Raw genomic sequence first — 23731 nt, forward strand, 5'->3', positions numbered from 1 at the left:
TTTTTTTTGTGGTGCTATTATTGATTAGCAAAAATGAATAAAGAATATATTAACAGATTGTGGAAAAATTGTGGAAAATAATATGTGGGAATTGATTAAAGACAAATTAAAAACCTATATTCCTGAGGAATCATTTAAAGAATGGTTTGAACATACAAAAGAGGTAGATTCATCAAACGGGGTAATCAAAGTGGTTGTTCCTGATTCTGAGGTTGCTGATTTTATAAAAGAGTTTTATTGGGATTTTATACAAAAAGCAATGCTGGAAACTGGTGTAAACAAACCGATTGAATTTATCCCATCTAATAGTGCTTTAAATGGGGATAGTTTAAAGCAGCAGCACGGCATTAAAACGCCTAATGTGTCTAATAATTTGACAAAGCTATCTTTGAATAGCGACTATACCTTTGAAAACTTTGTTGTTGGGCCAAGCAATGAACTTGCATTTGCAACCTGCAAAGCAGTTGCAGAAAGCCCCGGAACCGTATACAATCCACTTTATATTTACGGAGGGACAGGATTAGGAAAAACACATTTGTTGCATGCTGTTGCCCACAGGTTTTGCGAACTTTATCCTGAGAAAAAAATTCTTTTAATTTCAGCTGAAAGGTTTTTTTACGATTATGTTTCTGCTGTGAAATCAAATAAATTCCTTCCTTTCAGAGAAAAGTATAGAGAGGTTGATATACTCCTTGTTGATGATATTCAATACCTTGCAAATAAAGGTGGGACAAAAGAAGAGTTTTTCAGTACTTTCAATGAATTGTTTGACAATAAAAAACAAATTGTAATATCTTCAGATTCACTTCCTAACGATATATATCAGTTTCAGGAAAGGCTTGTTTCAAGGTTTAAATGGGGTATTGTTGCAGATATCCAGCCACCTGAATTAGAGACAAGAATTGCTATTTTAACCAAAAAAGCAAAGATTTTTAATTTTGAGATTGACGATGAAGCGATTTACTTTATTGCAACCAAATTGAGAAAAAATGTAAGGGAATTGGAAGGTGCGTTAAAGAAATGTGGACTAATAGCCAGGTTGAAAAATTCAAAAATAACTGTTGAAATAGCCAAAAATGCCTTAAAAGATGTTATAGATGATAATGATGTTATAACCCCTGACAGAATTATGAAATTTGTTGCAGATTACTATAAAATACCTGCCGGAAAATTAAAGGAAAAAAACAATTCAAGAAATATTGTTTTACCCAGACAAATTGCAATGTACCTTTGCAAACAGTTAACAAATCTATCTTTTCCGGAAATTGGAAAAGCATTTGGCAATAAGCATCACACAACTGTTATGTATGCCTGTAATCAGGTTGAAAATAAAATGGCCTCAGACCCTAAATTTAAAAGGCTTGTTGAGAGTTTTATACAGTCTTTAGATTAGATTTCTGGTATTTTTTTTAAGTTTCAATAATTTTCACCACAAACTTGCTTTTCCCTTTGTCTTTTAAAAAATTTATTTTTGTGTTAAAGTTTTGTTAAAGATATATTCTGGAGGATTGTATGGCAAAAAAGAACTTTGTTCTGGATACAAATGTTTTGCTTCATGACCCTAAGGCGCTTGAGAAGTTTGAAGATAATGATATTTATCTCCCTATTGTTGTTATTGAAGAGATTGATAAGTTTAAGAAAAACATGAATGAATTAGGAAGAAACGCAAGGTATGTTGCAAGATTTCTTGACTCTTTAAGGGAAAAGGGACGGCTTGATGAGGGAGTGAAATTAGGGGAAGATTTGGGAACATTGAGGATTGTTTTTTCAAGGAAACAGGTTGATTTGTGGCCTCAAATTGGCAATCCTGCAGACAATGCAATTTTAAATGTGGCACTTGAATTGACGAAGGAGAAAGAGGCTATAGGGGAGACAGTAATTTTTGTTACTAAAGATGCAAATTTAAGAATAAAGGCAGATGCAGTTGGGGTAAAATCTGAAGATTATAAAAATGACAGGGTTGAAATAGGGGAATTGTATTCAGGTGAGGTTGATTACTATTGCAGTGGATCTTTAATTTCAAAAATTTATCAGGATGGGGTAATTGAGAGGCCTCAAGACCTTGAACTTTTACCCAATCAATTTGTAACATTGATAAACTCAGAAAATCCTAAAAATACTGCTCTTGCCAGATATTACAAAACAGGTGAGTTTGGTAGCGATGTTTTGAAAAGAATTGATCCTGTTGACGATGTTTGGGGTATAAGCCCGAGGAATAAGCAGCAGACCTTTGCATTTGAATTATTGCTTGACCCTTCTATAAACTTAGTAACTCTTGTTGGTAAGGCAGGGACAGGAAAGACTCTTCTGGCAATTGCCTCTGGTTTAATGCAGGTTGCAGACGAAGATACTTATAAAAGGCTTTTGATTTCAAGGCCTGTTATTCCTATGGGAAAGGATATTGGTTTTCTTCCCGGGGATGTTGAAAGTAAAATGGGGCCATGGATGAAACCTCTTTATGACAATTTAGATTTTATAATTTCCAGAAACGAGGAATACTCTGTTCCGTCTTATAAAGAATTGGAGAATCAAAACATTCTCCAGGTTGAACCTTTAACCTACATTAGAGGTAGAAGTATCCCTGAGCAATTTATTATTATTGACGAAGCTCAGAATTTAACCCCTCTGGAAGTTAAAACTATTATTACAAGGGCAGGAGAAGGGACAAAAATTGTGTTAACAGGTGATCCTTATCAAATAGATAACCCTTATGTTGATGCAAATACCAATGGACTTTCTTACCTTGTTGAGCACTTTAAAGGAGAGCCTATCTTTGGGCATATAACCTTAATAAAAGGGGAAAGGTCTTACCTTGCAGAAAGGGCTGCTGAATTACTTTAATTTGACAGGAGGAGAGAAGTGGATAGGGAGACTCCTATAAATTACATAAAAGCATTTGGTATTGCCAATACCTTAACCCTTATCAGAATGTTTCTAATTCCAGTTTTTGTAATATCTTCTGTTTACGGTTACCACAAATTTGCTTTTTTTACCTTTGTTATTGCAGGGATTACAGATTTTTTAGACGGATTTATTGCAAGGTATACGAAAAGTATAACTGATGTAGGGAAAATTTTAGACCCGATGGCTGACAAGGTTATGCTTATTTCAATCTATGTTGTCCTTTCTTTAAAATCAATTGGGAATATAAATGTAATCCCTGTCTGGCTAACCCTTTTGATAATTTTCAGGGATGTTTTTATTGCTATTGGGGGGGTAATTGTTTTTTTTACAAAGGATGTTAATGCAATACTTCCTTCAATTTATGGGAAATTGTCAACAGTTTTTCAGATACTGGGAGCTTCAATTATCCTTTATTATAATGCATATGGAATAAGATTCAGGTATATGGATGAGCTTGTCTATGTTATAGGTTTTTTTACAATGCTTTCCGGGGTGATGTACCTTGTAAAGGGGGTTAAAAGCGTTATATGAAAAAATGGATGTTTTTTCTTTAGTAATTTTTATACTTTTACTTTTAATTTTCTCCCTTTCAGGGGTGCTGTCTTCGGTAATTATAGCATTCATAATAGCCTATGTTTTTGACCCTGTTATAGACTGGTTTGAGGCTCATAAGTTTAGCAGAACAGGGGGGATTGTTACCTTTTTTACACTGTTTTTAGGGGTAATTATACTGTTTTTTATCTTTGTAACACCTGTTTTTCAAAAAGAGTTGTCCTCTTTTACTGAAAAGATTCCATCTTATATGCAATCTCTGCAAAAAACCACTATCCCTTTTGTTAAAGATTATCTTGAAAAGCATCCTGACCAGGTGGAATATGTTAAAGAGAAACTACAAAATTTCGGTTTTCAATTATTAAAGCCTGTGGTTAACTTCTTTAAATCAGTGTTTTCTGGGGTAATTAACCTTATTTTAAAAATACTTGATTTATTGCTTATTCCGGTTCTTGCATTTTATTTGCTCAAAGATATAGATAAGATTACGGAAGGGATAAAAAATTCTTTTCCTGAAAAGTACAGGGATACAATAATAGATATATTTTCTGAAATTGACTATAAGATTAAAAATTTTTTAAAGGGGCAATTAATTGTAAGTGTTATTCTTGCAATAATCTATTCAATTGGTTTGTGGATTTTTAATGTCCCCCTTGCATTTGTGATAGGTATTGTTGCTGGTTTAGCAAACATAATCCCATATTTGGGAATTGCAATAGGTTTAATTCCTGCACTAATATTAAGCTACCTGGATTCTCATTCATATGTAAATTTGCTTGGGGTAATTGGCACTTTTGCCGTTGCTCAGGCATTGGAAGGAACAATAATTTCGCCAAGGGTTGTGGGAGAAAAGGTTGGGCTTCATCCGGTAATGGTTATTGTTGCAATACTTTTAGGTGGCCATTTCTTTGGCTTTGTTGGGATTTTAGTTGCTGTCCCTGCAGCAAGTATTGTGCTTGTTATTTTTTCAAGGGCTTACAAATGGTATATTGAAAGCAACTATTTTAAGGGTGATGCTTAGAGATTTTTCCTTTTACTTATTTTTGCTCTTGCTTCCCGTTCCTTTAATTTTTTTAAAAACACTTTTTGTTGTTGCTTATTTGCTAATTGTTTTTGTGCTTCTTTATCAATTTAAAAGAGAAAAGTTTTTTTTATTTTTTGCGTTTGTGTTGCTATTGTTTGCTTCTTCTTTCCAGAAATATCGATATTTCAAACAACTTGAAAATTTTAATGGAAAGGTTATTGAATGTAAGGGTTTTGTTTTAAAACAAAGAAATTCAGAATTTAATAGTGTGTTAGACATATTTATCCCTGTTTTAAAAACAAGAAAGGGGAATATAATCTCTTTTTTCAGGGTTTTTGAGGTGCAGACACCTCTTTTCTATAGTGATTTAAGGGGAAGCAGGGTAAAAATTACAGGAATTTTGAAAAAGCGAAAAATTTATAAAAACACATTTTCTTCAAACTATTATTATCTTTTAGGTGAAAACAGGCTTTTTTATATAAAAGTCAAAGATAAAATTTTTTTAAAAATTCTATCAAAGGGGCAAATTCAAAAATTCAGAGATTTCTTATTCAGGGATATTTCAAATTACAGGACAAAAACATTTTTAAGTGCATTGGTTTTAGGAGAAAAATCAAGCATTGATACTGGTTTTAAATATAAGGTTAAAAAACTTGGTATATATCATTTGTTTGTATTATCAGGTTTTCATTTTGGTTTGTTTTCGTTAATTTTCTGGATTATCGTTTTCTTTCTCCCGTTAAGGAGAAGGTATAAAAAGGTTATTGTTCTTTTAACCCTGAGTTTTCTTCTTTTTATTGCATCTTTTTCATCCCCATCATTAAGGGTTTACCTTATGCTTGTTGTTTATCTCGTTTTTGAATGGGATGGAATAAATATTAAGCCCCTTGATGCTGTGGGGTTAGCAGGAATAATTTTGCTTTTAATTAACCCATTTAATGTATTTAATGCCGGTTTTCTTATGAGTTTTTTAATTTCCGGTGGGATTGTAATCTCAGTCAGAGAAAAAAGCTTTTTTTACTCATTTCTAATTATTCCCTTTGTTGCATTTTCTATAATGCTTCCTTTTTGTTTTTATTTTTTTAACTATATTCCCATTTTTTCTCCCATTTATAACCTTATAATAATCCCTTTAATTGTTTTTCTATTCTGGATTTTTGTTTTAAATATTTTCCTCTCTGGTATGTTAGGTGGATTTGTTCAATGGTATGTTTTTAAGTTGACAGGTTTTCTAAATTTTTTGCCACCTTTTTCCTTTGAGGTTTTTCCCGGATTTATTGTTATTGTTTTATCAATTGTCTCTATTATTGTTTTTTTCTGGAAAAGGGATTTAAAGATTTTGTTTTTAAATTCTGCAATCTTGATTTTGATTTCTATTTTCATTCCTAAGCATTTGCAAAAAGATTCAATCTGTTTCTTTGATTCGGGAAAGCCTCATTGTTTTTTGATATTTGATAGGAGAGAAAGCATCCTTGTAAATACCGGAGATTCTAATTTTATTTCTATGTGTTTAAAAAAAGAGTTGGGCTTCAGGGGAATAAAAAAGCTTGAGTGGTTGATTTTAAACGACACAGGAATAAGAAGCATCGACAGGGTTGAGAAACTCTGTGAAAAAATAAAAATTGAAAAAATTGTTGTTCCTTCAAAAAATCTGAATTTTGTTATTCAGCAGAGGCTTAAATGGATTTCTTCTTTTTTTAACATAAAGTTGATTGTTGTTGGAAAAAGAGAGGTGTTAAAGCTTTCAAAAAACAAAGCACTGTCTTTCATAGAAAACGGCTTGGTTTTAAATATTAAAGATAAAAAAATAGCTTACTTTAAAGAAAATTCAGAAGCTAATGGATTTGATTACCTTTTAATTGAGAAAATCAAAACCATTAACAAAAAATCACAGAGGGGAGCAATTATTATAGGAAATGATAATTATAAAAAAAGGATTTACTTTCTTGAAGAAAAGGGAAGTGCTTGTTTTTTTCTGAAATAAAAAAGGGGAGCTTTGCTCCCCTTGAAAAAATTATTTGAAAATTTTTAGAGACCAGTCGTAAACATAGGGTATCTTGTACCACTCCCCTTTTGATGCCTTAATCATCATAATTATGTGGAAAACAAAAAGTGCAAGGAAGATTAACATTTCAGCTACTGCGACAATGCAACCTAAAATAGGAATCAACCCTATTATAAAAAATGCAATGCTTAAAACAATTTCAGCAATCAAAAGAGTAGTCCCCTGCTTTGCATGAAATTGAATAAACTCGTCTTCCTTCTCAACAAAAAGTGGAATAAGAGCAAATATTCCAAAATAACTTAAAATTGCCATTAAAACATTAACATCCCCTGTATTCTGAGGTTCCCCTCCCTGTGGTTCTGTTGGAGGCGGCGGCGGAGTTTGCTCAGGCTGAGGTGGAGGGGGAGGTGGAGTTTGGGAATTACCTTCCATTTCATTAAAGGTTAGTATAAGTTCCATAATTCTCTCCTTTTAAAGATTTTTGATAGAGTTTAACATCTAATCTTACCTATAAATTTAAACTATTTTTTGCTTTAAATCAAATGATATTTAAGTTTAATCTGATATGAATAATTTTTTTTAATTTTTTATAAGAAAAAATACTTGAATGAATGCTCATTCAGTTTTATAATTTTAATTACCAGATTACTCGTAAGGAGGAAAATATGCGAGAAGTTGTAATTGTTGCCGCCAAAAGGACACCTATTGGGCGCGGCAAAAAAGGGACTCTGGCTAAAACAAGGCCGGATGATATGCTTGCTGTGGCATTAAAGGGCGTAATAAAACAGGTAAAGGAACAGAATCCAGATTTTAATTTAAGTGAAATTGAGGATGTTTTAATTGGTTGTGCTTTTCCTGAAGCAGAACAGGGGATGAATGTTGCAAGGGTTGGTGCATTGCTTGCAGGTATTCCACAGGAAGTGCCTGCTGCAACAATTAACAGGTTCTGCGGCTCTGCTATGACCTGTCTGCACGCTGCAACACACGCTATTATGTCAGGTGTGGGTGACATTTATATTGTTGGTGGAACTGAGAGTATGACAAAGGTTCCTATGATTGGAAATAAATTCTCTCCAAACCCAAAGTTTGTTGAAGGGAATTATCCACAGGTTTATGTCCCCATGGGCGAGACTGCTGAAAGGGTTGTTGACAGATATGGAGATAAATACGATTTATCCAGGGAAGCGCTTGATAGATTCTCATACAATTCTCACATGAAGGCAATCAAGGCACAGGATGAGGGTAAGTTTGACGATGAAATAATAAAGGTTATTGTTAACAAGACAACCGGCGAAATTGAAGAGTATCAGGGTGAAGTTCCTGAAGGCTGGGTTTTAATGGATAGAGATGAATGCCCCAGAAGGGAAACATCAATGGAAGCACTTGCAAAGTTAAAACCTGTATTCAGGGTTAACGGAAGGGTAACTGCTGGAAACTCTTCACCTATCAACGACGGCTCTTCTGCGATGATTTTAATGTCAAGGGAAAAGGCTGAGGAATTAGGCCTTAAAATTTTAGGCAAGGTAACAGGTACTGCTGTCAGGGCTTTAGAGCCTGAGGTAATGGGATTAGGCCCAATTTATTCAACAAGAAGGCTTTTAGAAAGAACAGGCTTAAAAGTTGATGACATAGATTTGTTTGAAATTAATGAAGCCTTTGCTACTCAATCAATTGTTTCAATCAAAGAGTTAGGTATAGACGAAAGCAAGGTTAATGTTAACGGCGGGGCAATCGCAATAGGCCACCCATTGGGAATTTCTGGCACAAGGATTATTACAACCCTGCTCTATGAGATGATTAGGCAGGATAAGAAAAAGGGCGTTGCAACAATGTGTATTGGTGGTGGCCAGGGAATTGCAACTTTGATTGAAAGAGATTAAAAAAGGTAAAGAGGTGATACTATGAAAAAGAAAATAAGAAAAGTCGGTGTAATCGGTTCCGGTGTTATGGGAAGTGGTATTGCTGCCCACTGTGCAAATGCCGGTATTCCGGTTGTTATGCTTGACATTGTTCCCAAAAATCTTGAAGAGGGGCAGTCAAGAAGCATAATTGCTGAAACTGCTAAAGAGAAGTTAAAGAAGCAAAAACCATCTCCAATATTTTCAAAGGCAGTGCTTGATTTAATTGAAACAGGTAACCTTGAAGATGACCTTGAAAAATTAAAAGACTGTGACTGGGTTGTTGAGGTTGTTGTTGAAAACCTTGAGATTAAGAAAGCATTGTTTAAAAACATTGCTCCATATTTAAAAGAAGACGCAATCCTTTCTTCAAACACATCAGGTATTCCTATTAAATTGATGAGTGAAGACTTTGATGAAAGTTTAAAGAAAAGATTTCTTGTAACTCACTTTTTCAACCCTGTAAGGTATTTAAAACTCCTTGAGATTATCCCGGGAGAGTTGACAGACCCTGAAATAGTTGAGTTTATGAAGGATTTTGGGGAAAATGTTTTAGGCAAAGGGGTTGTTTTAGGGAAAGATACCCCAAACTTTGTTGGAAACAGAATAGGCGTTTTCTCAATGATGAACGCTATCCAGTTAATGCAAGAAATGGGGTTGAAGATTGAGGAAGTTGACGCTGTTTTAGGCAAGGCTATGGCAAGGGCAGGTTCTGCTGTTTTCGGTACTGCTGATTTAGTTGGTATTGACACATTAAAGCATGTTGTTGTCAACTCATACAATGCCCTTAAAGATGATGAAATGAGGGATACCTTCAAGCTTCCTGAAGTTGTTGACAAAATGATTGAAAAAGGCTTGCTTGGAAGAAAGAGCAAGGCAGGTTTTTATACAAAGGACAAAAAGAAGGGCAAACTTGTTCTTGACCTTGAAACACTTGAATACAGGCCTGTTGAAAAGCCAGACTGGAAATCGGTAAAAAAGGCAAAAGAGATTTCCAACCCAGGGGAAAGGATTAAGGCTGTTGTAAACACAGATGATTTAGGTGGACAGTTTGCATGGAAAAACACGGCATACACCTTAATTTACTCTCTCAATAGACTTGGTGAAATCACTGATACCATCTACAACATTGACAATGCTATTAAATGGGGATTCAACTGGGAATTAGGCCCATTTGAAATCTGGGATGCTATTGGTGTTAAAGAATCTGTTGAAAGAATGAAGGCTGACGGCTTTGATGTTCCTGAAAAAATCAATATTCTTCTTGAAAAGGGTGAAACATTCTACAAGGTAATTGACGGGGACAAATACTACTTTGATTTTGATAAAGCAGACTATGTAAAAATCCCTGTTAGATACAATGTAATTCTCCTTGAAAAGAACAAGAGCCTCGGCAATATTGTTGATGAAAATGAATCTGCTTCAATTGTTGACCTTGGAGACGGGGTTATCTGCTGTGAATGGCACACCAAGATGAACGCTATTGACGACAAAATAATTGAAATGATGAATAAGGCCTGCGACCTTGTTGAAGCAGATAAGTATGAAGCCCTTGTTGTTGGTTCTCAGGCTCAGCACTTTGGTGCAGGCGCAAACATTTTTATGCTTTTACAGCTTGCAGAAGAAGGGCAGTGGTGGATGATTGAAGAGGTAACAAGGAAGTTCCAGGAAATGACAATGAGGCTCAAATACTGTGAAAAACCAACAGTTGTTGCACCTTACGGTTTAACATTGGGTGGAGCTTGCGAAACCACGCTCCACGGTCACAGGGCTGTATTTAATGCAGAAACCTATATTGGTCTTGTTGAGGTAGGTGTTGGGTTGCTTCCTGCTGGCGGTGGAACAAAGGAAATGTTAATTAGAACAATTAATGATAACAGGGTAAATGTTGACCTGCTTACAGCAACTCAGAAAGTGTTCGAATTGATTGCAATGGCAAAGGTTGCAACAAGCGCTATGGAAGCAAAAGAATTTGGCTATATGAGGCCATGCGATTTAATGGTAATGAACGGCGACTCTGTAATTTACTATGCAAAACAGGCTGCTCTCTCTATGGTTAGAGAAGGATTTACTCCAAGAAGGGCAAAAGAAAAGGTTAAGGTTGCAGGTAAAACAGGTTACGCTGCAATGATGCTTGCTGTTCAGAATATGAAGGACGCTGGCTGGATTTCAGATTATGATGCATTTATTGCATCGAAGATTGCAAATGTTCTCTCAGGTGGACAGGTACCTGAAGGCACCTATGTTTCAGAAGACAGGTTGCTTGAACTTGAAAGGGAAGCATTTGTTGAACTTTGTGCGCAGCAGAAAACACAGGAAAGAATTGCGCACATGTTAAAAACAGGAAAACCATTGAGGAATTAATCTCTCTCTCCAATCTCCTCTTACTCTACGGGGCCGTAATGGCCCCATTTTTTTTGAAATAAATTTTAGAATTATTGTGAATTAATATTTCCCTAAAAAATTTTAGTGCTATTTTTATCTGGATGTGAGCTATGTCCTTTTAACTATGTCTTTTTTGCATAAAAGTAGGGAGTGGGTTTTAATGATTGGCTTTTGTTTGATGTGCTTTGTATTGGTGAGCATAAGTTTGGTAAGCTTTTCAAAGATGGGATTGTAAATGGATTCCCACTCCCTAAGGGTTCATATAAATTTGAACTGCAATAATTATGCCATAAAAGTGTCTATAAAGATAGTGTTTTTTTGTTAATATATTTATTGTTGTTTATGTGGAGGGTTTTTATGTTTTCTTACAAACATAGAGTTAGATACTATGAAACAGATAAAATGGGGGTTGCCCATCATTCTTCTTTTGTTTATTGGTTTGAAAATGCAAGGGTTGAGTTTTTAAGGGATTTGGGAATAGATTACAAGGATATTGAGAATGCTGGTTATAACCTTGCAGTTGTTGAAATAAATGGAAGATTTTTAAAGCCTGTTTTTTACGATGAGTTAATTTCAATTAAAGTGAAGGCTTCAAGGTTTGATGGGAAATATGCAAAATTTGATTATTATGTTTTTAATGAAAAATCTGAAACAGTTGTTAAGGGGTGTACGAAACACTTTGTTGTTGACAGGGAATTAAAAAGGGTAAAGTTACCTGATGTTTTTTTGAATAAAATAAAAGAGAAATTACAAGAAAGGGAATAGAAAGGGAAATATTATGTTGAAATTTGGAACAGCTGGATTACCGCACGGGGCTAAATCATACGAACAGGGATTTGAGATATTAAAAAAATTAGGGCTTGATTCAATGGAAGTGGAATTTGTCCATGGAGTAAGAATGAAAAAAGAAAGGGCGGAAAAAGTGGGGGAGCTGGCAAAGGATTTTGGTTTAACCTTAACCTGTCACGGCCCTTATTATATTAACCTTAATGCAAAAGAGGAAGAAAAAAGGGAAGCAAGCAAGCAGAGGGTTATAAATACAGTTCTCGCAGGGAAATACATGGAAGCTGTAAGTATTACCTTTCATGCAGGTTTTTATTTGAAGATGTCCCAGGAGACAGTTTACCAAAACATAAAAAAATCCCTTGAAGAGATAGTGGAAGATTTAAAGTATGAGGTGGATATTCCTCAAATAGCAATTGAAACAACAGGAAAACCCACTCAATTTGGAGATTTAACAGAGATTTTAAGGTTGACAAAGGATGTTGAGGGAATTTTTATCTGTATTGACTTTGCCCACCTCCACGCAAGGAGTATAGGCAGATATAATTCGGCAAAAGAAACAGAATTTGTTATAAAAAAGGTAATTCAGTACTGTGGAGAGAAGGCTTTGAAACATATGCATTTTCACATTGCCGGAATTGAGTATGGTCAAAAAGGAGAGAAGTACCACGTTAACCTTAATGACTCTGATTTAAGGTATGAAGAGATATTAAGGGTTTTGAAAGACTATGATGTTGAAGGGGTTGTTACATGTGAAAGCCCCAATCTTCAGGAAGACGCATGCCTTCTTAAAGAAACTTATTTGAGAATGTTGTAAACATTTTTAAAACTTTTTCGTAAATTTGTATGTGTGATGAGTTAAAGGTTATAGAAAGGGTATTAAACGGGGATGTAGATGCTTTTGGAATACTTGTTAAAAGGTATGAGAAGCAGATTGTAAATTATATTTATCGAATGATAGGAGATTATCAGGATGCCCTTGAATTATCTCAGGAGGTTTTTTTGAAAGCTTATCTTGCTTTAAAGAGTTATAAAAGTGAATACTCTTTTTCAACCTGGCTATATAAGATTGCCAAAAATAGAACTATAGATTTTGTGAGAAAAAGAAAGTTAAATACAGTGTCAATTGAAGGACAGGGGAATGAAGATAGTCTAAAACCTCAGTATGAGGATTCAGGATTGAAGCCAGATGAGGTTTTTGAAAAAAAGAGAAGGGCTAATCTTGTTGAGAAGGCGGTAAAACAGCTTCCTTTTGAGTATAGAGAGGTAATTATTATGTACCACATTGACGGATTAAAGTACGAAGAGATATCGGAGATACTGGATTTACCAATAGGAACGGTAAAAAACAGGATTTTTAGAGCAAGGAAACTTTTAAAAGAGATTCTGGAAGGTGAAATATGAATAAAGTATGCAGGTTGCTTGAAGATTATTTAAAAAACGATTTAACCCCGGAAGAAAAAGATCTTTTTGATAAACATTTAAATGAGTGTGAAAATTGCCGCAGAGAGGTGGAGTTGCTCAGAGAAGTTGAAGGTTATTTAAACTCAATCCCAAAAGTAAAGGTGCCTGAAGATTTCTCAGAAAGGGTTATTGAAAAGGTCTACGAGCATAAAAGAAAAGTCGCCGGCTGGTATATGTATGCGGCAGTATTTTTTGTTTCTTTTATTTCTGCATTTTTAGCAATCAATGTTATTGGTATAAATAAGGCAATACAGAATGTTGTCTCTGTTGGAGAGAGTGTTTACAAGTTTGCAAAATCTGTTTTAACTGCAATTACAACACTTTCAGGCACTTTATACAGCGTTATGACTCCCGGGAAAATCAACAGTGTTGTTTTAACAATTGCTTTTGGAGTTATACTTTTAATTTTTCTTAAATCTATTAAACTTTTTTCAAGTGTGGAGAGATGAATAAGAGAATCTTTTATCTGTTTGTTATTCTAATTTTATGTTTTTCCTTTAATTCTTTTGCGGGAGAAAGGACAAAACTCTTTGTTTTTCCGGCACATACAGTAAAGATTGAAAAACCTGTCAAAGGGGATATCCTTGTTGTAGGTAAAGACATAGAGATTTGCGCTAATGTTGATGGAAATGTCTCCGCTATTGGTGGGAATATACTTGTAAAAAGCAAGGTTTCTGGGAATTGTGTTTCAATAGGTGGTGGTATTCATATTTCAGGTGGAAAGGTAGAGGGAGATATAGTAAGCATTGGCGAGCTTTTTGGGAAAAACAGGTTCTATCTGTTGTTGCTTAATACATTTTTCTGGATAATTACAATAGGTTTTGGATTTTACTTTTACGGAGAAAATATTAAAGAAAACGCTTTTGAGTTTGCAGATGACTTTATAAGGCTATTTTTCTTCGGTTTTTATTCACTTATAGCCTTAACTTTGCTATCGCTTATTTCTTTTGCCCTAATTAAGGTGGGTATAGGATTGATTTTGTTTCTTTTCGTTTTTGCTGGTTTTTTTGCCATTTATATCTTTTCAATTCTCACCATATTTTGCTTTTTCGGCGATGTTGTAGCAAAATTTATAAAGGTTAATTTGCCTGATACTGTGAAAATGCTATTAGGCCTTGCTATATATCAAATGTTAAAATTTGTTCCATTATTTGGTTTTCTATCATTTGTAGTTCTTTTAAGCGCTGCTTTTGGTGCAACTCTTTATTCTCGCTTCGGCACTTTTAAGTCATGGTTTGGGCTTCCCCGTTTCTGGGGGGAATAATTTTTTAAGTTGACAATCCCTTTAAAATTTATATTTTTTTAATGTGGTTTTATTAGTTTACTATTTTTTTATAATTTTGATAAAATAAATTAAATTGAACTGAGGTAATGCAGTGTTGTCTGAAAGGGAAGCAAAAATATTAAACATAATAGTTGAGTATTACATAAAGAAAGGGGAGCCTGTAGGTTCATCTTTTTTGGCTTCTCATTATTCAGAAAAAGGTAAATTTTTATCTTCTGCAACAATCAGGAATATCTTTAAGAAAATGGAAGAAAAGGAATTGATTGAAAAAACACACCTTTCCTCAGGAAGAATTCCCACAAAAAAGGGTTTAAAGGTTTATCTGGAAAATCTAATAAATGACTTTAAAAGCAAAGGGGATAAAATTGATAAAAGTTTTACCCAAAAAATCAATATTCTTGCCGGTAGAGATTTAATCTCCAACCTTGAAACCTATGCTGAAATACTTGAAAAGGAAACAGGTGTTGTTTCTCTTCTCCTTTTGCCGGATTTGTTTACCACTAAAATTAAAAGAATTGATTTTGTACAGCTTTCTCCTGAAAAGATTCTTGCAATTATAGTTTCAGTTAATGATTTTTATAGAGAGACTATTCTTGAAATGCCTTATCCAGTAAATTATCAGCAGCTTATTGCAGCTGCAAACTACATTAATATGAATTTTTCAGGACTTACCCTCTTTGAAATCAAAAAAAGGCTTTTAAATTCAATTGAATCTGGGCTAAATCAATTAAATAATGTGGCAAAGAATATTGTTAAGCTTGCATACGAGAATATTGACAGGATTTACGGAGAAGAGAATAGCATAATAATAAAGGGGCTTTCTAACATTCTTGACGAAAGGTATGTAAAAGAGGTGAGGGTTTTAAAATCTCTTATGGAAAATTTTGAAAAAAAGAAAGATATTTATCATTTGATTACAAGTTGTATAAATAAAGAATTGGCTTTTAACCTTGATTTTCCTGCTGAAAATTTCAGTTTAATTGTATCTTCATACAGTGTTGTAGGAGGGGGCAAAGGGGCTTTTGGGCTTGTAGGGCCTTTGAGGATGAATTACAAAAGAAATATCTCAATAATGAGGCAGATAACCCATTCTATAATTGAACAGTTATTTGTAAAATAATAAAGATAAAGAGGTGGAGTATGACTAAAGAGAAGGGAGAAAAAAGGAAAATGGGGGGAAAAAAGGTTGTTGAGGAAAAAGAAATTGAGGAAGTAAAAGATAATGAGAATCTGAAAAAACAGTTAGAGAATGCAAAAAATGAGATAAAAAGTTTAAAAGAGGAAAATGCTAAACTTAAAGAAGCGTATATTAGAAAGGTAGCAGATTTTGATAATTTAAAGAAAAGAACTCAAAAAGAGAAAGAGGATGCTATAAAATATGGAAATGCATCCCTGCTCTTATCAATTTTAGATGTTGTTGACAATTTTGAAAGGGCTGTAGCTGTTGAGCCTGAAAAAAGTGATTTTCATTCTTTTTACGAGGGTGTAAGGCTTATCGAAAAACACCTTAAAGATATCTTGTTTTCTGCTGGGGTGGAAGAAATTAACCCTGAAAATCAGCCATTTGATCCTTTTTATCACGAAGCTATGATGAAGGAAATGAGGGATGATGTCCCAGATGGCACTGTTACAGCTGTTTTTCAAAAGGGGTATAAATACAAAGATAGATTGTTAAGGCCTGCAAAGGTAAGAGTGGCTATTAACCCGAAAGAGCATCAGGAAAAACAGGACAACCAGGCTAACGAGAAGAAAGAAAGTGAGGAATAATTATGGGAATTATCCTAGGAATTGATTTAGGTACTACCAATAGTTGTTGCTGCTTTATTGAGAACAATACTCCGGTTCTGGTTCCTAACAAAGAGGGTTCAAGGGTAACCCCTTCAGTTGTTGCCTTTACAGAAAAAAAAGAAATATTTGTCGGGCATATAGCCAAAAGGCAGGCTATTACTAACCCTGAAAATACTGTTTACGGAATTAAGAGGCTAATAGGCAGGAAATATGACTCCCCTGAGGTTCAGTCAATGCTTGATACCCTTCCCTACAAAGTTGTTCCTGCAGATAATGGAGATGCATGGGTTGAAATAAGGGGAGAAAAGTATTCTCCACAGGAGATTTCAGCCTTTATTTTAAAATCATTGAAAGAGAGTGCAGAAGAATATATTGGGCAGGAGGTAAAAGAAGCAATAATAACTGTCCCTGCTTACTTTAACGATGCCCAGAGGCAGGCAACCAAGGATGCGGGAAGGATTGCAGGGTTGGAGGTTTTGAGAATAATAAACGAACCTACCGCTGCTGCGTTATCCTATAGAGACAACAATTTAAGAGGCAAGGTTGCAGTTTACGATTTAGGTGGTGGAACCTTTGATATCTCTATCTTAGATGTTTCTGAAGATGTTTATGAGGTTTTGTCAACAAGTGGCAATACATTTTTAGGTGGGGATGATTTTGATAAAAAGATAATGGACTGGATTATTGATTCTTTTAAAAAGAGTCAGGGGATTGATTTAAGTGAAGACAAAATGGCTTTACAGAGGTTAAAAGAGGCTGCTGAAAAGGCAAAATGCGAGCTTTCTGTTTCGGAAGAAGTAGAAATAAACCTGCCTTTTATAGCAGCAGACGATACAGGTCCTAAACACTTTGTCTCCACTTTAAACAGAGAACAATTTAATGAAATGGTTAAAGACCTTGTTGAAAAAACCCTTGAACCCTGTGAAGAAGCGTTAAAGCTTGCAAACCTGAAAAAAGAAGATATAGACCATGTGATTCTTGTAGGTGGGCAGACAAGAACGCCTTTGATTATTGAAACGGTAAGGGATTTTTTTGGGAAAGAACCAAGAAGGGATAACAACCCTGATGAAGTTGTTGCAATAGGTGCCGCTTTACAGGGAAGCATTATTTCTGGAGATGTTAAGGATATTGTACTGCTTGATATCACTCCTCTTTCTTTGGGTGTTGAAACAAAAGGTGGCTTGTTTGTTAAATTGATAGAGAGGGGTAGTACAATTCCTACCAAAGCAAGCCAGATTTTTACAACTGTCACTCACAACCAGTCAAAAGTTGCCATCCATGTTTTGCAGGGGGAAAGTGAGCTTGCCAAAAACAATATTTCGCTTGGGTACTTTGAACTTGTTGATATACCCCCGGCACCAAAAGGTGTTCCGAGAATTGAAGTTACATTTGAAATAGATGCAAATGGTATTGTTCATGTTAGTGCAATTGACCTGGATAGCGGTAAATCGCAGAGTATGGAGATTAGGCCATCAAGCGGTTTGTCAGAAAAACAAATTCAGGAGATAATAGAAAAAGCAGAGAAAAATAAGGAAGAAGAGGCGAGAATTAAAAGAGTTATTATGACAAAAAACTCAATTGAAAGTTTGCTTGCAAATATTGAAAAATCTTATGCACAGTTTAAAGAGCAGATCCCTGATGATTTTAAGGAAAAGGTTAGAAATTCAATTTTAGAGGCAAAAAGTGCTTTAAAGGTGGATGATATTGAAGTTCTGGAAGATGTATTGGCGAATTTAAAGCAAATTTCAAATAAATTTACCAATTTTCTTCTTTACGGAAGTTTAAATTAAAAAAACAACCATGCGGGGAAAAATATGAAAGACTACTATGCAATATTAGGTGTGGATAGAGACGCATCATTTGAAGAAATAAAAAAGGCGTACAGAAAATTGGCGTTAAAATACCATCCGGATAGAAACCCTTCCCCGGAAGCAGAAGAAAAATTTAAAGAAATATCAGAGGCTTATGCTGTTTTGTCAGACCCGGAAAAGAGAAGACGCTACGATTCTGGTGGGTTTGACTCTATGGATATTGATTTTGAAGATCTTTTTGGCGGATTTGGTAGCATTTTTGATGTGTTTTTTGGTGGCGGTTCAAAAAGAAATTACAGAGATAGATATTCACCTCGTAGAGGGAATGATTTACAGTACACCCTCCAGATCACCTTAGAGGAAAGTTTTAAGGGGACAGTAAAGGAAATTGAGATTGAAAGGTATGATATTTGTGAGCATTGTCAGGGTAGAGGGCTTGACGCTAATTCAAAGGTAACAACCTGTCCAAATTGCGGGGGCAGAGGCTCGGTAGTTTATCAGCAGGGTTTTTTTACAATGAAGACAACCTGTTCAAGATGTAATGGAAGCGGAACAATAATTTCCAATCCTTGTAAATTTTGTGGTGGTAAGGGGAGGATTTTAAGAAGGAAAAGGGTAAAAATAAAGATTCCTGCAGGGGTTGACAATGGTGATACTTTGAGAATTCAAAGGGAAGGAGAAGCTGGGATAAATGGAGGAGATTACGGAGACCTCTATGTTGTAATAAGTATTAAAGAGGATAGGATTTTTTCCAGAAAAGGACAGGATTTATTTTTAGAGATTCCCATAACCTTTTCTCAGGCTGCATTAGGAGATAAAATTAGAATAAAGTATTTCGGAGAAGAGGTGGAGATAAACATTCCACCTGGTATCCAGTCTGGCGATTTAATTGAAGTTAAAGGCAAAGGATTCCCTGAGGTTGGGAAGGATAAAAGGGGTTCTTTATTTGTAAAGGCAATTGTAAAAACTCCAAAAAAATTGTCTCAAGAAATGAAAAAATTGTTTGAACAGTTAAGTGAGCTTGAGAAGAAAGAGCAGCCCTCTTTGTGGGAAAAGTTAAAGAATGTATTTGTTAAAAAAAGTGTATGAATAAATCAAAATTTGATTCTTTTGAAGATAAAACAATATTTGTTAAGGGAAGCAATCAGGAGATAACCCCCTGGGATAGGACAAAAATAATAGCCATACTGATGGATGAAAGCGGGTTGCCTTTCAGTGTTGCCGAAAAGATTGCAGAGGATGTCCAGAAAATTGTTTTTTCCTCCAATTTAAAGACAGTTTCTTCCTCTTTGTTGAGAGAATTGGTAAATTCCAAATTAATTGAATACGGTTATTCAAAAATTTTAAACAAAACAAGAAGATTGGGCTTGTCTACTTCTGATGTAAAGGAAGTAATTTCAAATGCTATGCCTTATAAAACTTATGCTCCGGTTTCTCCCATGCTTTCTTCAAACTATATTGCAGAAACTGTAAAAAGGCAATTTTCGGCTTTCAATATTTTTCCGGAGAAAATTGTAAATTTGCATTATGAGGGAAAGATTCACATAAACGGGATAAATGGAATAGACAGGCTCTATTCTGTAGCTTTAGATGTTTCAAAATTGTTGACTTTTAAGTATGCTGGGGATAATTTTTTTGTAAATAAGCCTAACAATGTGAAAGATTTTTTTGAGAACTTAATTAAAACCCTCCTGTTTTTAAACAATTTTGTAAATTCTTCAATTTTTATTTTCGGAATTGAAAAAGTTTTTAAGTACTTTAAAGTTACAGAGGAAGGTGCTGATTTTTTTATAGATTTCCTTAAGCATGTTGAAAGCCTTTTTTTGTCTGATAAGCCTTTAAAAATATTTTTGAAGGATAAAAACCTGATGGTAAAAGCGGCGAGGTTTTACTCTCAAAATTTCTGTTTAAAATCTGAGATTGCAACTAAAAAAGCAAGTTATGTGCCTTCAAGAAATATATCAATATCAGATAGTTTTGTTGATAACTCATATTTTGTAATGGAAAATGTTACATTGAATTTACCTGGAATAGCTTTACAGGCGAAATTAAAATCAAAGGATTTTTTTAAAGAGTTAAAAACTTACCTTGAAAGTGCTTTTATTGTTTTTGGCAAAAAGGGGATTTTTATTGAAAAAATGCTGATGACCAAAGGTCAGAGTGTTTTAGACTTCTTAAAAAAACTTGGATTTAATCCTCTGGCTTCTTATAACACTATTTCAATTTGTGGTCTACAGGAGTGTATTTCTCTGTTAAAAGAAAAGCATAAATTTAATGGTGAAGATTTAACTTTTGCAAATGATATTTTTGTTTTTTTGAAGGAGTCTATAGAGAATTTAAAAGAAAAATATAAATTCAATGTTTTGATTTCTGATTCTGACCAGACGGATACAGCTTATAGATTTGCCAGACTTGATTTGAAATTTGAGCCTTATTATATAGGAAAGGTGGTAAAGGGGGATATTTCTTACGGGGGTATTTTTTATTCCCATAATGCTTCCTTTTTAAGCAATCCGTATTTTGATATTTATGAGGCTATTGATGTAGAAGAAAATTTAAAAAAATATTTTGATTTCCCTTTTAAAACAGTAGTAAAACTACTTGATTTTGATAATGTTAAGATTTCGTTAAGGGATAGAGGGTACAGGTATTTGATGTTGACACAGGATTTTTCGGTTTGTTATCATTGTACTGTTATGAAAAGCGGAATTTACAAGTCATGTCCGGAATGTTTGAGCGATGAAGTTTTTAATTACTTTTACCTTTACTCAAACTATGCTCCCTTTTCAAAATTAAACAGGGGCCTCAGGGTGATGATGGATAATATTGTGTATTATGAGGAGTTTACTATCTAAAATTTTTTTAGGAGGTCACGTTATGAAGTCTTTTAAGACATTGTTTGCCTTGATGCTTATTGTCCTGGGCAGCATTGGCGTATTTGCTCAGGTAAACACCAAGGCAACCGTAATGGGAAAGGTTGTTGACGACACAGGTGCAGCATTGCCAGGTGTGTCAGTTTTATTAACCAATGTTGAAACAGGTTACAAAAGAACTGTTATAACCGATGAAAATGGAAGATTCCAGGCTCCCTACTTGCCTCTTGGTAAGTACAATGTAGAGGCATCACTTTCCGGATTTTCCAAGTATACTGCAAAGAATTTAACACTCTCTCTGGGAGATGTTGTTACTTTAAACATTACCTTAAAACCTGAAAAATTAGAGGAGACAATCACTGTTACAGCTGAAGCTCCCCTTATTGAAACAAACAAGGTTGATGTTGAATCTAAAATTAGTGACCAGTATATTGAGTCATTACCTGTTAATGGTAGAGACTTTAAGGACTTTGTTTTGTTAACCCCAGGTGTTGTTGAAGCTGCTGGTGATAGAGTTGCTGGAGAAGGAACAAGGGGTATTATGAATAACCTGCAGATTGACGGTGCAGGTTATAACTCAACCTTCTTTGGTGAGCAGAGAGGTTCTACAAGAATTCCTTTTACTTTTTCTCAGGAAACAATTAAAGAATTCAATGTTATTCAGAATGGATACTCAGCTCAGTACGGTGATGCTGCAGGACTTATCATTAACGCAGTTACCAAGTCAGGTTCTAACGAATTAAAGGGTTCTGCATGGTGGTACAAGAGAAAGAATGAATGGATGAGCTCTTATGCACCTAACGAATACATAAAAGACCTTGATAAGAGACAGGTTCCTGATTTTGACCTTGATCAGTTTGGTGTAACATTGTCAGGTCCTATTATTAAGGATAAACTCTTTTACTTTTTTGCATACGATGGGCAGAGAAAAGATTTAACAACATACAGAGAGTTTAATCCTGCTCCTGGTATTGATGAATTCAGGCAGATGTTCCCTGATATAGTTAAGGCAAATGAAGGATGGTGGCCAGGAACTGAGGATAACGATGTTTACTTCCTTAAATTGGACTGGAATATTAACGAAGACCATCACCTCTCTTTCCGTATAAACTATCAGGATTTTGAAGCGATTAACGGGACAAACAATTACAGAACAAGTGGTATTACAAATAACGGTATTGAGAAGGATAAATCACTCTCAATCGTTGCAGAGTTAACCTCTGTTTTAAACGAAAACATGTATAACGATTTGAGAGTTCAGTATGCAAGGGAAGAAAGGCCAAGATATGCAAACACAACCGATATGATGGAAGTTGTAATCGGTTACTATGATGCAACATTTGGTCAGAACAACTTCTTGCCTAACGGTTTGGACGAAGATACAGTTGAAATAATGGGATGCTTGGAGACCACACAATTAAGGCTGGTTTCGATTATAGTCATTACAAATATGACGACTACTTCTTCAGATACCAGGGTGGTAGGATTTCTTTCTATGGCAATTACTATGACTTTATTGCATGGGCAGACGATGACCCAGATACAAATCCAAGAAAATTCTATAAGTATACTCAGGCATTTTCAGATATTGATGGAAGAGTTGATTACAATGCTGATGAGTATGCTCTCTATCTTGAAGACCAGTGGCAGGTAACTGATAAATTATTTATTACATACGGTTTGAGATGGGAAGCACAGTACTATGATGATATGATAAATCCTAACCCAGCATTAACAAATGTTGATTTACCTGATTACACAGGTTACACAGCTGGTGGATACAACCTCCAGCAGATACCAGATGATTCTGATAACATTGCCCCAAGATTTGCTTTAACTTATGATATTAAAGGTGACGGAAGCCAGTTAATCAGGTTTGGTGCTGGGTACTTCTATTCAAGAACACCTTCCCTTTTAGTTGCAAATGCAATGCTTACAAATGGTATTAATGTTATTAGAATGGATTTTTATCCTGGGGATGAGCTCTTCCCACATGATTTAAGTGATAGGATTAATCCATCTGAATTAACACCTGAAAACCAGAGAGCTCCTTCTGTATTTGTATTTGCTCCTGATTTTGAAAACCCTGTAACTTTTAAAACATCTTTAAGCTATGAAGCTAAACTTAATGAGAACTGGAAGTTTGGTATTGATTTGAAATATACAAGAGGTTATCACTTTGAAAGAAAACTTGATGTAAACTTAGGAATTAAAGATGCTGACCATGACGGTGTTCAGGATACTGACGATTGCGGAAGATTACTCTGGGATTCAAGGCACAGACCTAACAGAGACTTCAACCAGATAATTATGTTTAAATCTGATGCTGAATCAAAGGCATCTTCTATTACATTTAGAATTGAAAAAAGGTATGCTGACAGATGGTCAATGTTTGCTTCTTATACATTAACAAGTGCATACGATAACGATACCAACGAAAGAAGTGTTTCATCCTCTTCTTCATTCCCAACAAACCCGGCTAACTTAAATGATGACTGGGGAAGAAGTGATTATTACCACAAGGGTATGTTTAAACTCTCCTTCACTGTTGACATTGGCTGGGGAATCAAACTCTCTGGTTACCACAGATTCTACACTGGAAGACCATGGAGTGCATATGCAGGTTACGATGCTAACGGTGATTACTACAGAAACGACAGAGCATGTGTTGACGGCGTTGTTGAAGCAAGAAACACAAGAAGACAGCCTAACTTTGCTCAGACAGACTTGAGGCTTGCAAAGGTATTCAAGGTATGGAGAGGACATACCTTAGAGTTCATGATTGACTGCTTCAATGTATTTGATAGAGCAAACAGATGGACAACAAACTATGACATTAGAAGATCCTACTTTGGAACATTAAACCATTCTACTTACACACCAAGGACATTCCAGTTAGGTCTCAAATACAGGTTCTAAACTGTAATAGCGTTTAACAAGCCCCGGCGAAAGTCGGGGC

The 23731-nt window shown here is 35.0% G+C and carries 19 protein-coding genes and 1 pseudogene; 19 read left to right on the forward strand and 1 reads right to left on the reverse strand.

Annotated elements, in window-relative coordinates; translation table 11 throughout:
- Positions 1-82: 82 nt before the first annotated feature.
- From dnaA to TTHT_RS00025, 5 genes are all read left to right on the forward strand, one after another.
- A complete protein-coding gene (gene dnaA / locus TTHT_RS00005; protein WP_201327988.1) occupies positions 83-1393 on the forward strand; it encodes a chromosomal replication initiator protein DnaA in 1311 nt (436 codons plus the stop codon).
- 119 nt (positions 1394-1512) lie between these two features.
- Positions 1513-2841, forward strand: coding sequence for a PhoH family protein (locus TTHT_RS00010; RefSeq protein ID WP_201327989.1), 1329 nt, complete (start codon positions 1513-1515; stop codon positions 2839-2841).
- Between the two features lie 18 nt (positions 2842-2859).
- Positions 2860-3435, forward strand: coding sequence for a CDP-alcohol phosphatidyltransferase family protein (locus TTHT_RS00015; protein ID WP_201327990.1), 576 nt, complete (start codon positions 2860-2862; stop codon positions 3433-3435).
- A 4-nt stretch (positions 3436-3439) separates the two neighbouring features.
- Entirely contained in the window at positions 3440-4477 is a 1038-nt protein-coding gene (locus TTHT_RS00020; RefSeq protein ID WP_201327991.1) for an AI-2E family transporter, read from the forward strand.
- Positions 4470-6464 carry a ComEC/Rec2 family competence protein gene (locus tag TTHT_RS00025; RefSeq protein ID WP_201327992.1) on the forward strand — a complete coding sequence of 665 codons (1995 nt, stop codon included), beginning with the start codon at positions 4470-4472 and terminating at the stop codon, positions 6462-6464. Before TTHT_RS00020 ends, TTHT_RS00025 begins: the two co-directional genes overlap by 8 nt.
- Positions 6465-6494: 30 nt before the next feature.
- On the opposite strand, the gene TTHT_RS00030 is transcribed toward TTHT_RS00025, so the two are convergent.
- Entirely contained in the window at positions 6495-6944 is a 450-nt protein-coding gene (locus TTHT_RS00030; RefSeq protein WP_201327993.1) for a DUF4870 domain-containing protein, read from the reverse strand.
- Positions 6945-7150: 206 nt separating this feature from the next.
- Here TTHT_RS00030 and TTHT_RS00035 point away from each other — a divergent pair, with 206 nt between their 5' ends.
- The 14 genes and pseudogenes from TTHT_RS00035 (at position 7151) to TTHT_RS11075 (ending at position 23691) form a co-directional block, all read left to right on the forward strand.
- Positions 7151-8365: a thiolase family protein gene (locus TTHT_RS00035; protein WP_201327994.1), complete on the forward strand. Its 1215-nt coding sequence runs from the start codon at positions 7151-7153 to the stop codon at positions 8363-8365.
- Positions 8366-8386: 21 nt separating this feature from the next.
- Positions 8387-10747, forward strand: a complete 2361-nt coding sequence (locus TTHT_RS00040) for a 3-hydroxyacyl-CoA dehydrogenase/enoyl-CoA hydratase family protein (protein WP_201327995.1) — start codon at positions 8387-8389, stop codon at positions 10745-10747.
- A gap of 378 nt (positions 10748-11125) precedes the next feature.
- A complete protein-coding gene (locus TTHT_RS00045) occupies positions 11126-11533 on the forward strand; it encodes an acyl-CoA thioesterase (protein WP_201327996.1) in 408 nt (135 codons plus the stop codon).
- A gap of 13 nt (positions 11534-11546) precedes the next feature.
- Complete coding sequence (locus TTHT_RS00050; RefSeq protein WP_201327997.1) at positions 11547-12368, forward strand: TIM barrel protein; 822 nt, start codon at positions 11547-11549, stop codon at positions 12366-12368.
- Positions 12369-12397: 29 nt separating this feature from the next.
- Complete coding sequence (locus TTHT_RS00055; protein ID WP_201327998.1) at positions 12398-12955, forward strand: RNA polymerase sigma factor; 558 nt, start codon at positions 12398-12400, stop codon at positions 12953-12955.
- Positions 12952-13464 carry an anti-sigma factor family protein gene (locus tag TTHT_RS00060; protein ID WP_201327999.1) on the forward strand — a complete coding sequence of 171 codons (513 nt, stop codon included), beginning with the start codon at positions 12952-12954 and terminating at the stop codon, positions 13462-13464. The genes TTHT_RS00055 and TTHT_RS00060 overlap by 4 nt, the downstream gene beginning before the upstream one ends.
- Positions 13461-14279 carry an LTA synthase family protein gene (locus TTHT_RS00065; protein ID WP_201328000.1) on the forward strand — a complete coding sequence of 273 codons (819 nt, stop codon included), beginning with the start codon at positions 13461-13463 and terminating at the stop codon, positions 14277-14279. Before TTHT_RS00060 ends, TTHT_RS00065 begins: the two co-directional genes overlap by 4 nt.
- A gap of 115 nt (positions 14280-14394) precedes the next feature.
- The gene (gene hrcA, locus TTHT_RS00070) at positions 14395-15420 is read left to right on the forward strand and encodes a heat-inducible transcriptional repressor HrcA (RefSeq protein WP_201328001.1); all 1026 of its coding nucleotides are present in this window, start codon (positions 14395-14397) and stop codon (positions 15418-15420) included.
- Positions 15421-15440: 20 nt separating this feature from the next.
- The gene (grpE, locus tag TTHT_RS00075; RefSeq protein ID WP_201328002.1) at positions 15441-16067 is read left to right on the forward strand and encodes a nucleotide exchange factor GrpE; all 627 of its coding nucleotides are present in this window, start codon (positions 15441-15443) and stop codon (positions 16065-16067) included.
- Positions 16068-16069: 2 nt separating this feature from the next.
- Positions 16070-17878 carry a molecular chaperone DnaK gene (gene dnaK, locus TTHT_RS00080; protein ID WP_201328003.1) on the forward strand — a complete coding sequence of 603 codons (1809 nt, stop codon included), beginning with the start codon at positions 16070-16072 and terminating at the stop codon, positions 17876-17878.
- 24 nt (positions 17879-17902) lie between these two features.
- Positions 17903-18988, forward strand: coding sequence for a molecular chaperone DnaJ (dnaJ, locus tag TTHT_RS00085; protein WP_201328004.1), 1086 nt, complete (start codon positions 17903-17905; stop codon positions 18986-18988).
- Entirely contained in the window at positions 18985-20754 is a 1770-nt protein-coding gene (nrdD, locus tag TTHT_RS00090) for an anaerobic ribonucleoside-triphosphate reductase (RefSeq protein WP_201328005.1), read from the forward strand. The genes dnaJ and nrdD overlap by 4 nt, the downstream gene beginning before the upstream one ends.
- Positions 20755-20866: 112 nt before the next feature.
- Positions 20867-22048, forward strand: a pseudogene (locus TTHT_RS10950) (outer membrane beta-barrel protein); the annotation flags it as partial.
- Positions 22049-22170: 122 nt separating this feature from the next.
- Positions 22171-23691: an outer membrane beta-barrel protein gene (locus TTHT_RS11075; protein ID WP_236578192.1), complete on the forward strand. Its 1521-nt coding sequence runs from the start codon at positions 22171-22173 to the stop codon at positions 23689-23691.
- The last annotated feature ends 40 nt before the right edge of the window (positions 23692-23731 follow it).

Source organism: Thermotomaculum hydrothermale, from assembly GCF_016592575.1.
GTDB lineage: Bacteria > Acidobacteriota > Holophagae > Thermotomaculales > Thermotomaculaceae > Thermotomaculum > Thermotomaculum hydrothermale.

Coding starts and splice junctions, on each gene's coding strand:
- TTHT_RS00065 (WP_201328000.1), top strand. CDS start 13,461: ATGAATAAGAGAATCTTTTATCTGTTTGTTATTCTAATTTTATGTTTT.
- TTHT_RS00010 (WP_201327989.1), top strand. CDS start 1,513: ATGGCAAAAAAGAACTTTGTTCTGGATACAAATGTTTTGCTTCATGAC.
- dnaA (WP_201327988.1), top strand. CDS start 83: ATGTGGGAATTGATTAAAGACAAATTAAAAACCTATATTCCTGAGGAA.
- nrdD (WP_201328005.1), top strand. CDS start 18,985: ATGAATAAATCAAAATTTGATTCTTTTGAAGATAAAACAATATTTGTT.
- TTHT_RS00035 (WP_201327994.1), top strand. CDS start 7,151: ATGCGAGAAGTTGTAATTGTTGCCGCCAAAAGGACACCTATTGGGCGC.
- TTHT_RS00040 (WP_201327995.1), top strand. CDS start 8,387: ATGAAAAAGAAAATAAGAAAAGTCGGTGTAATCGGTTCCGGTGTTATG.
- TTHT_RS00025 (WP_201327992.1), top strand. CDS start 4,470: ATGCTTAGAGATTTTTCCTTTTACTTATTTTTGCTCTTGCTTCCCGTT.
- dnaJ (WP_201328004.1), top strand. CDS start 17,903: ATGAAAGACTACTATGCAATATTAGGTGTGGATAGAGACGCATCATTT.
- TTHT_RS00060 (WP_201327999.1), top strand. CDS start 12,952: ATGAATAAAGTATGCAGGTTGCTTGAAGATTATTTAAAAAACGATTTA.
- TTHT_RS11075 (WP_236578192.1), top strand. CDS start 22,171: ATGCTTGGAGACCACACAATTAAGGCTGGTTTCGATTATAGTCATTAC.
- TTHT_RS00020 (WP_201327991.1), top strand. CDS start 3,440: ATGGATGTTTTTTCTTTAGTAATTTTTATACTTTTACTTTTAATTTTC.
- TTHT_RS00030 (WP_201327993.1), bottom strand. CDS start 6,944: ATGGAACTTATACTAACCTTTAATGAAATGGAAGGTAATTCCCAAACT.
- TTHT_RS00045 (WP_201327996.1), top strand. CDS start 11,126: ATGTTTTCTTACAAACATAGAGTTAGATACTATGAAACAGATAAAATG.
- grpE (WP_201328002.1), top strand. CDS start 15,441: ATGACTAAAGAGAAGGGAGAAAAAAGGAAAATGGGGGGAAAAAAGGTT.
- TTHT_RS00055 (WP_201327998.1), top strand. CDS start 12,398: ATGTGTGATGAGTTAAAGGTTATAGAAAGGGTATTAAACGGGGATGTA.
- dnaK (WP_201328003.1), top strand. CDS start 16,070: ATGGGAATTATCCTAGGAATTGATTTAGGTACTACCAATAGTTGTTGC.
- TTHT_RS00050 (WP_201327997.1), top strand. CDS start 11,547: ATGTTGAAATTTGGAACAGCTGGATTACCGCACGGGGCTAAATCATAC.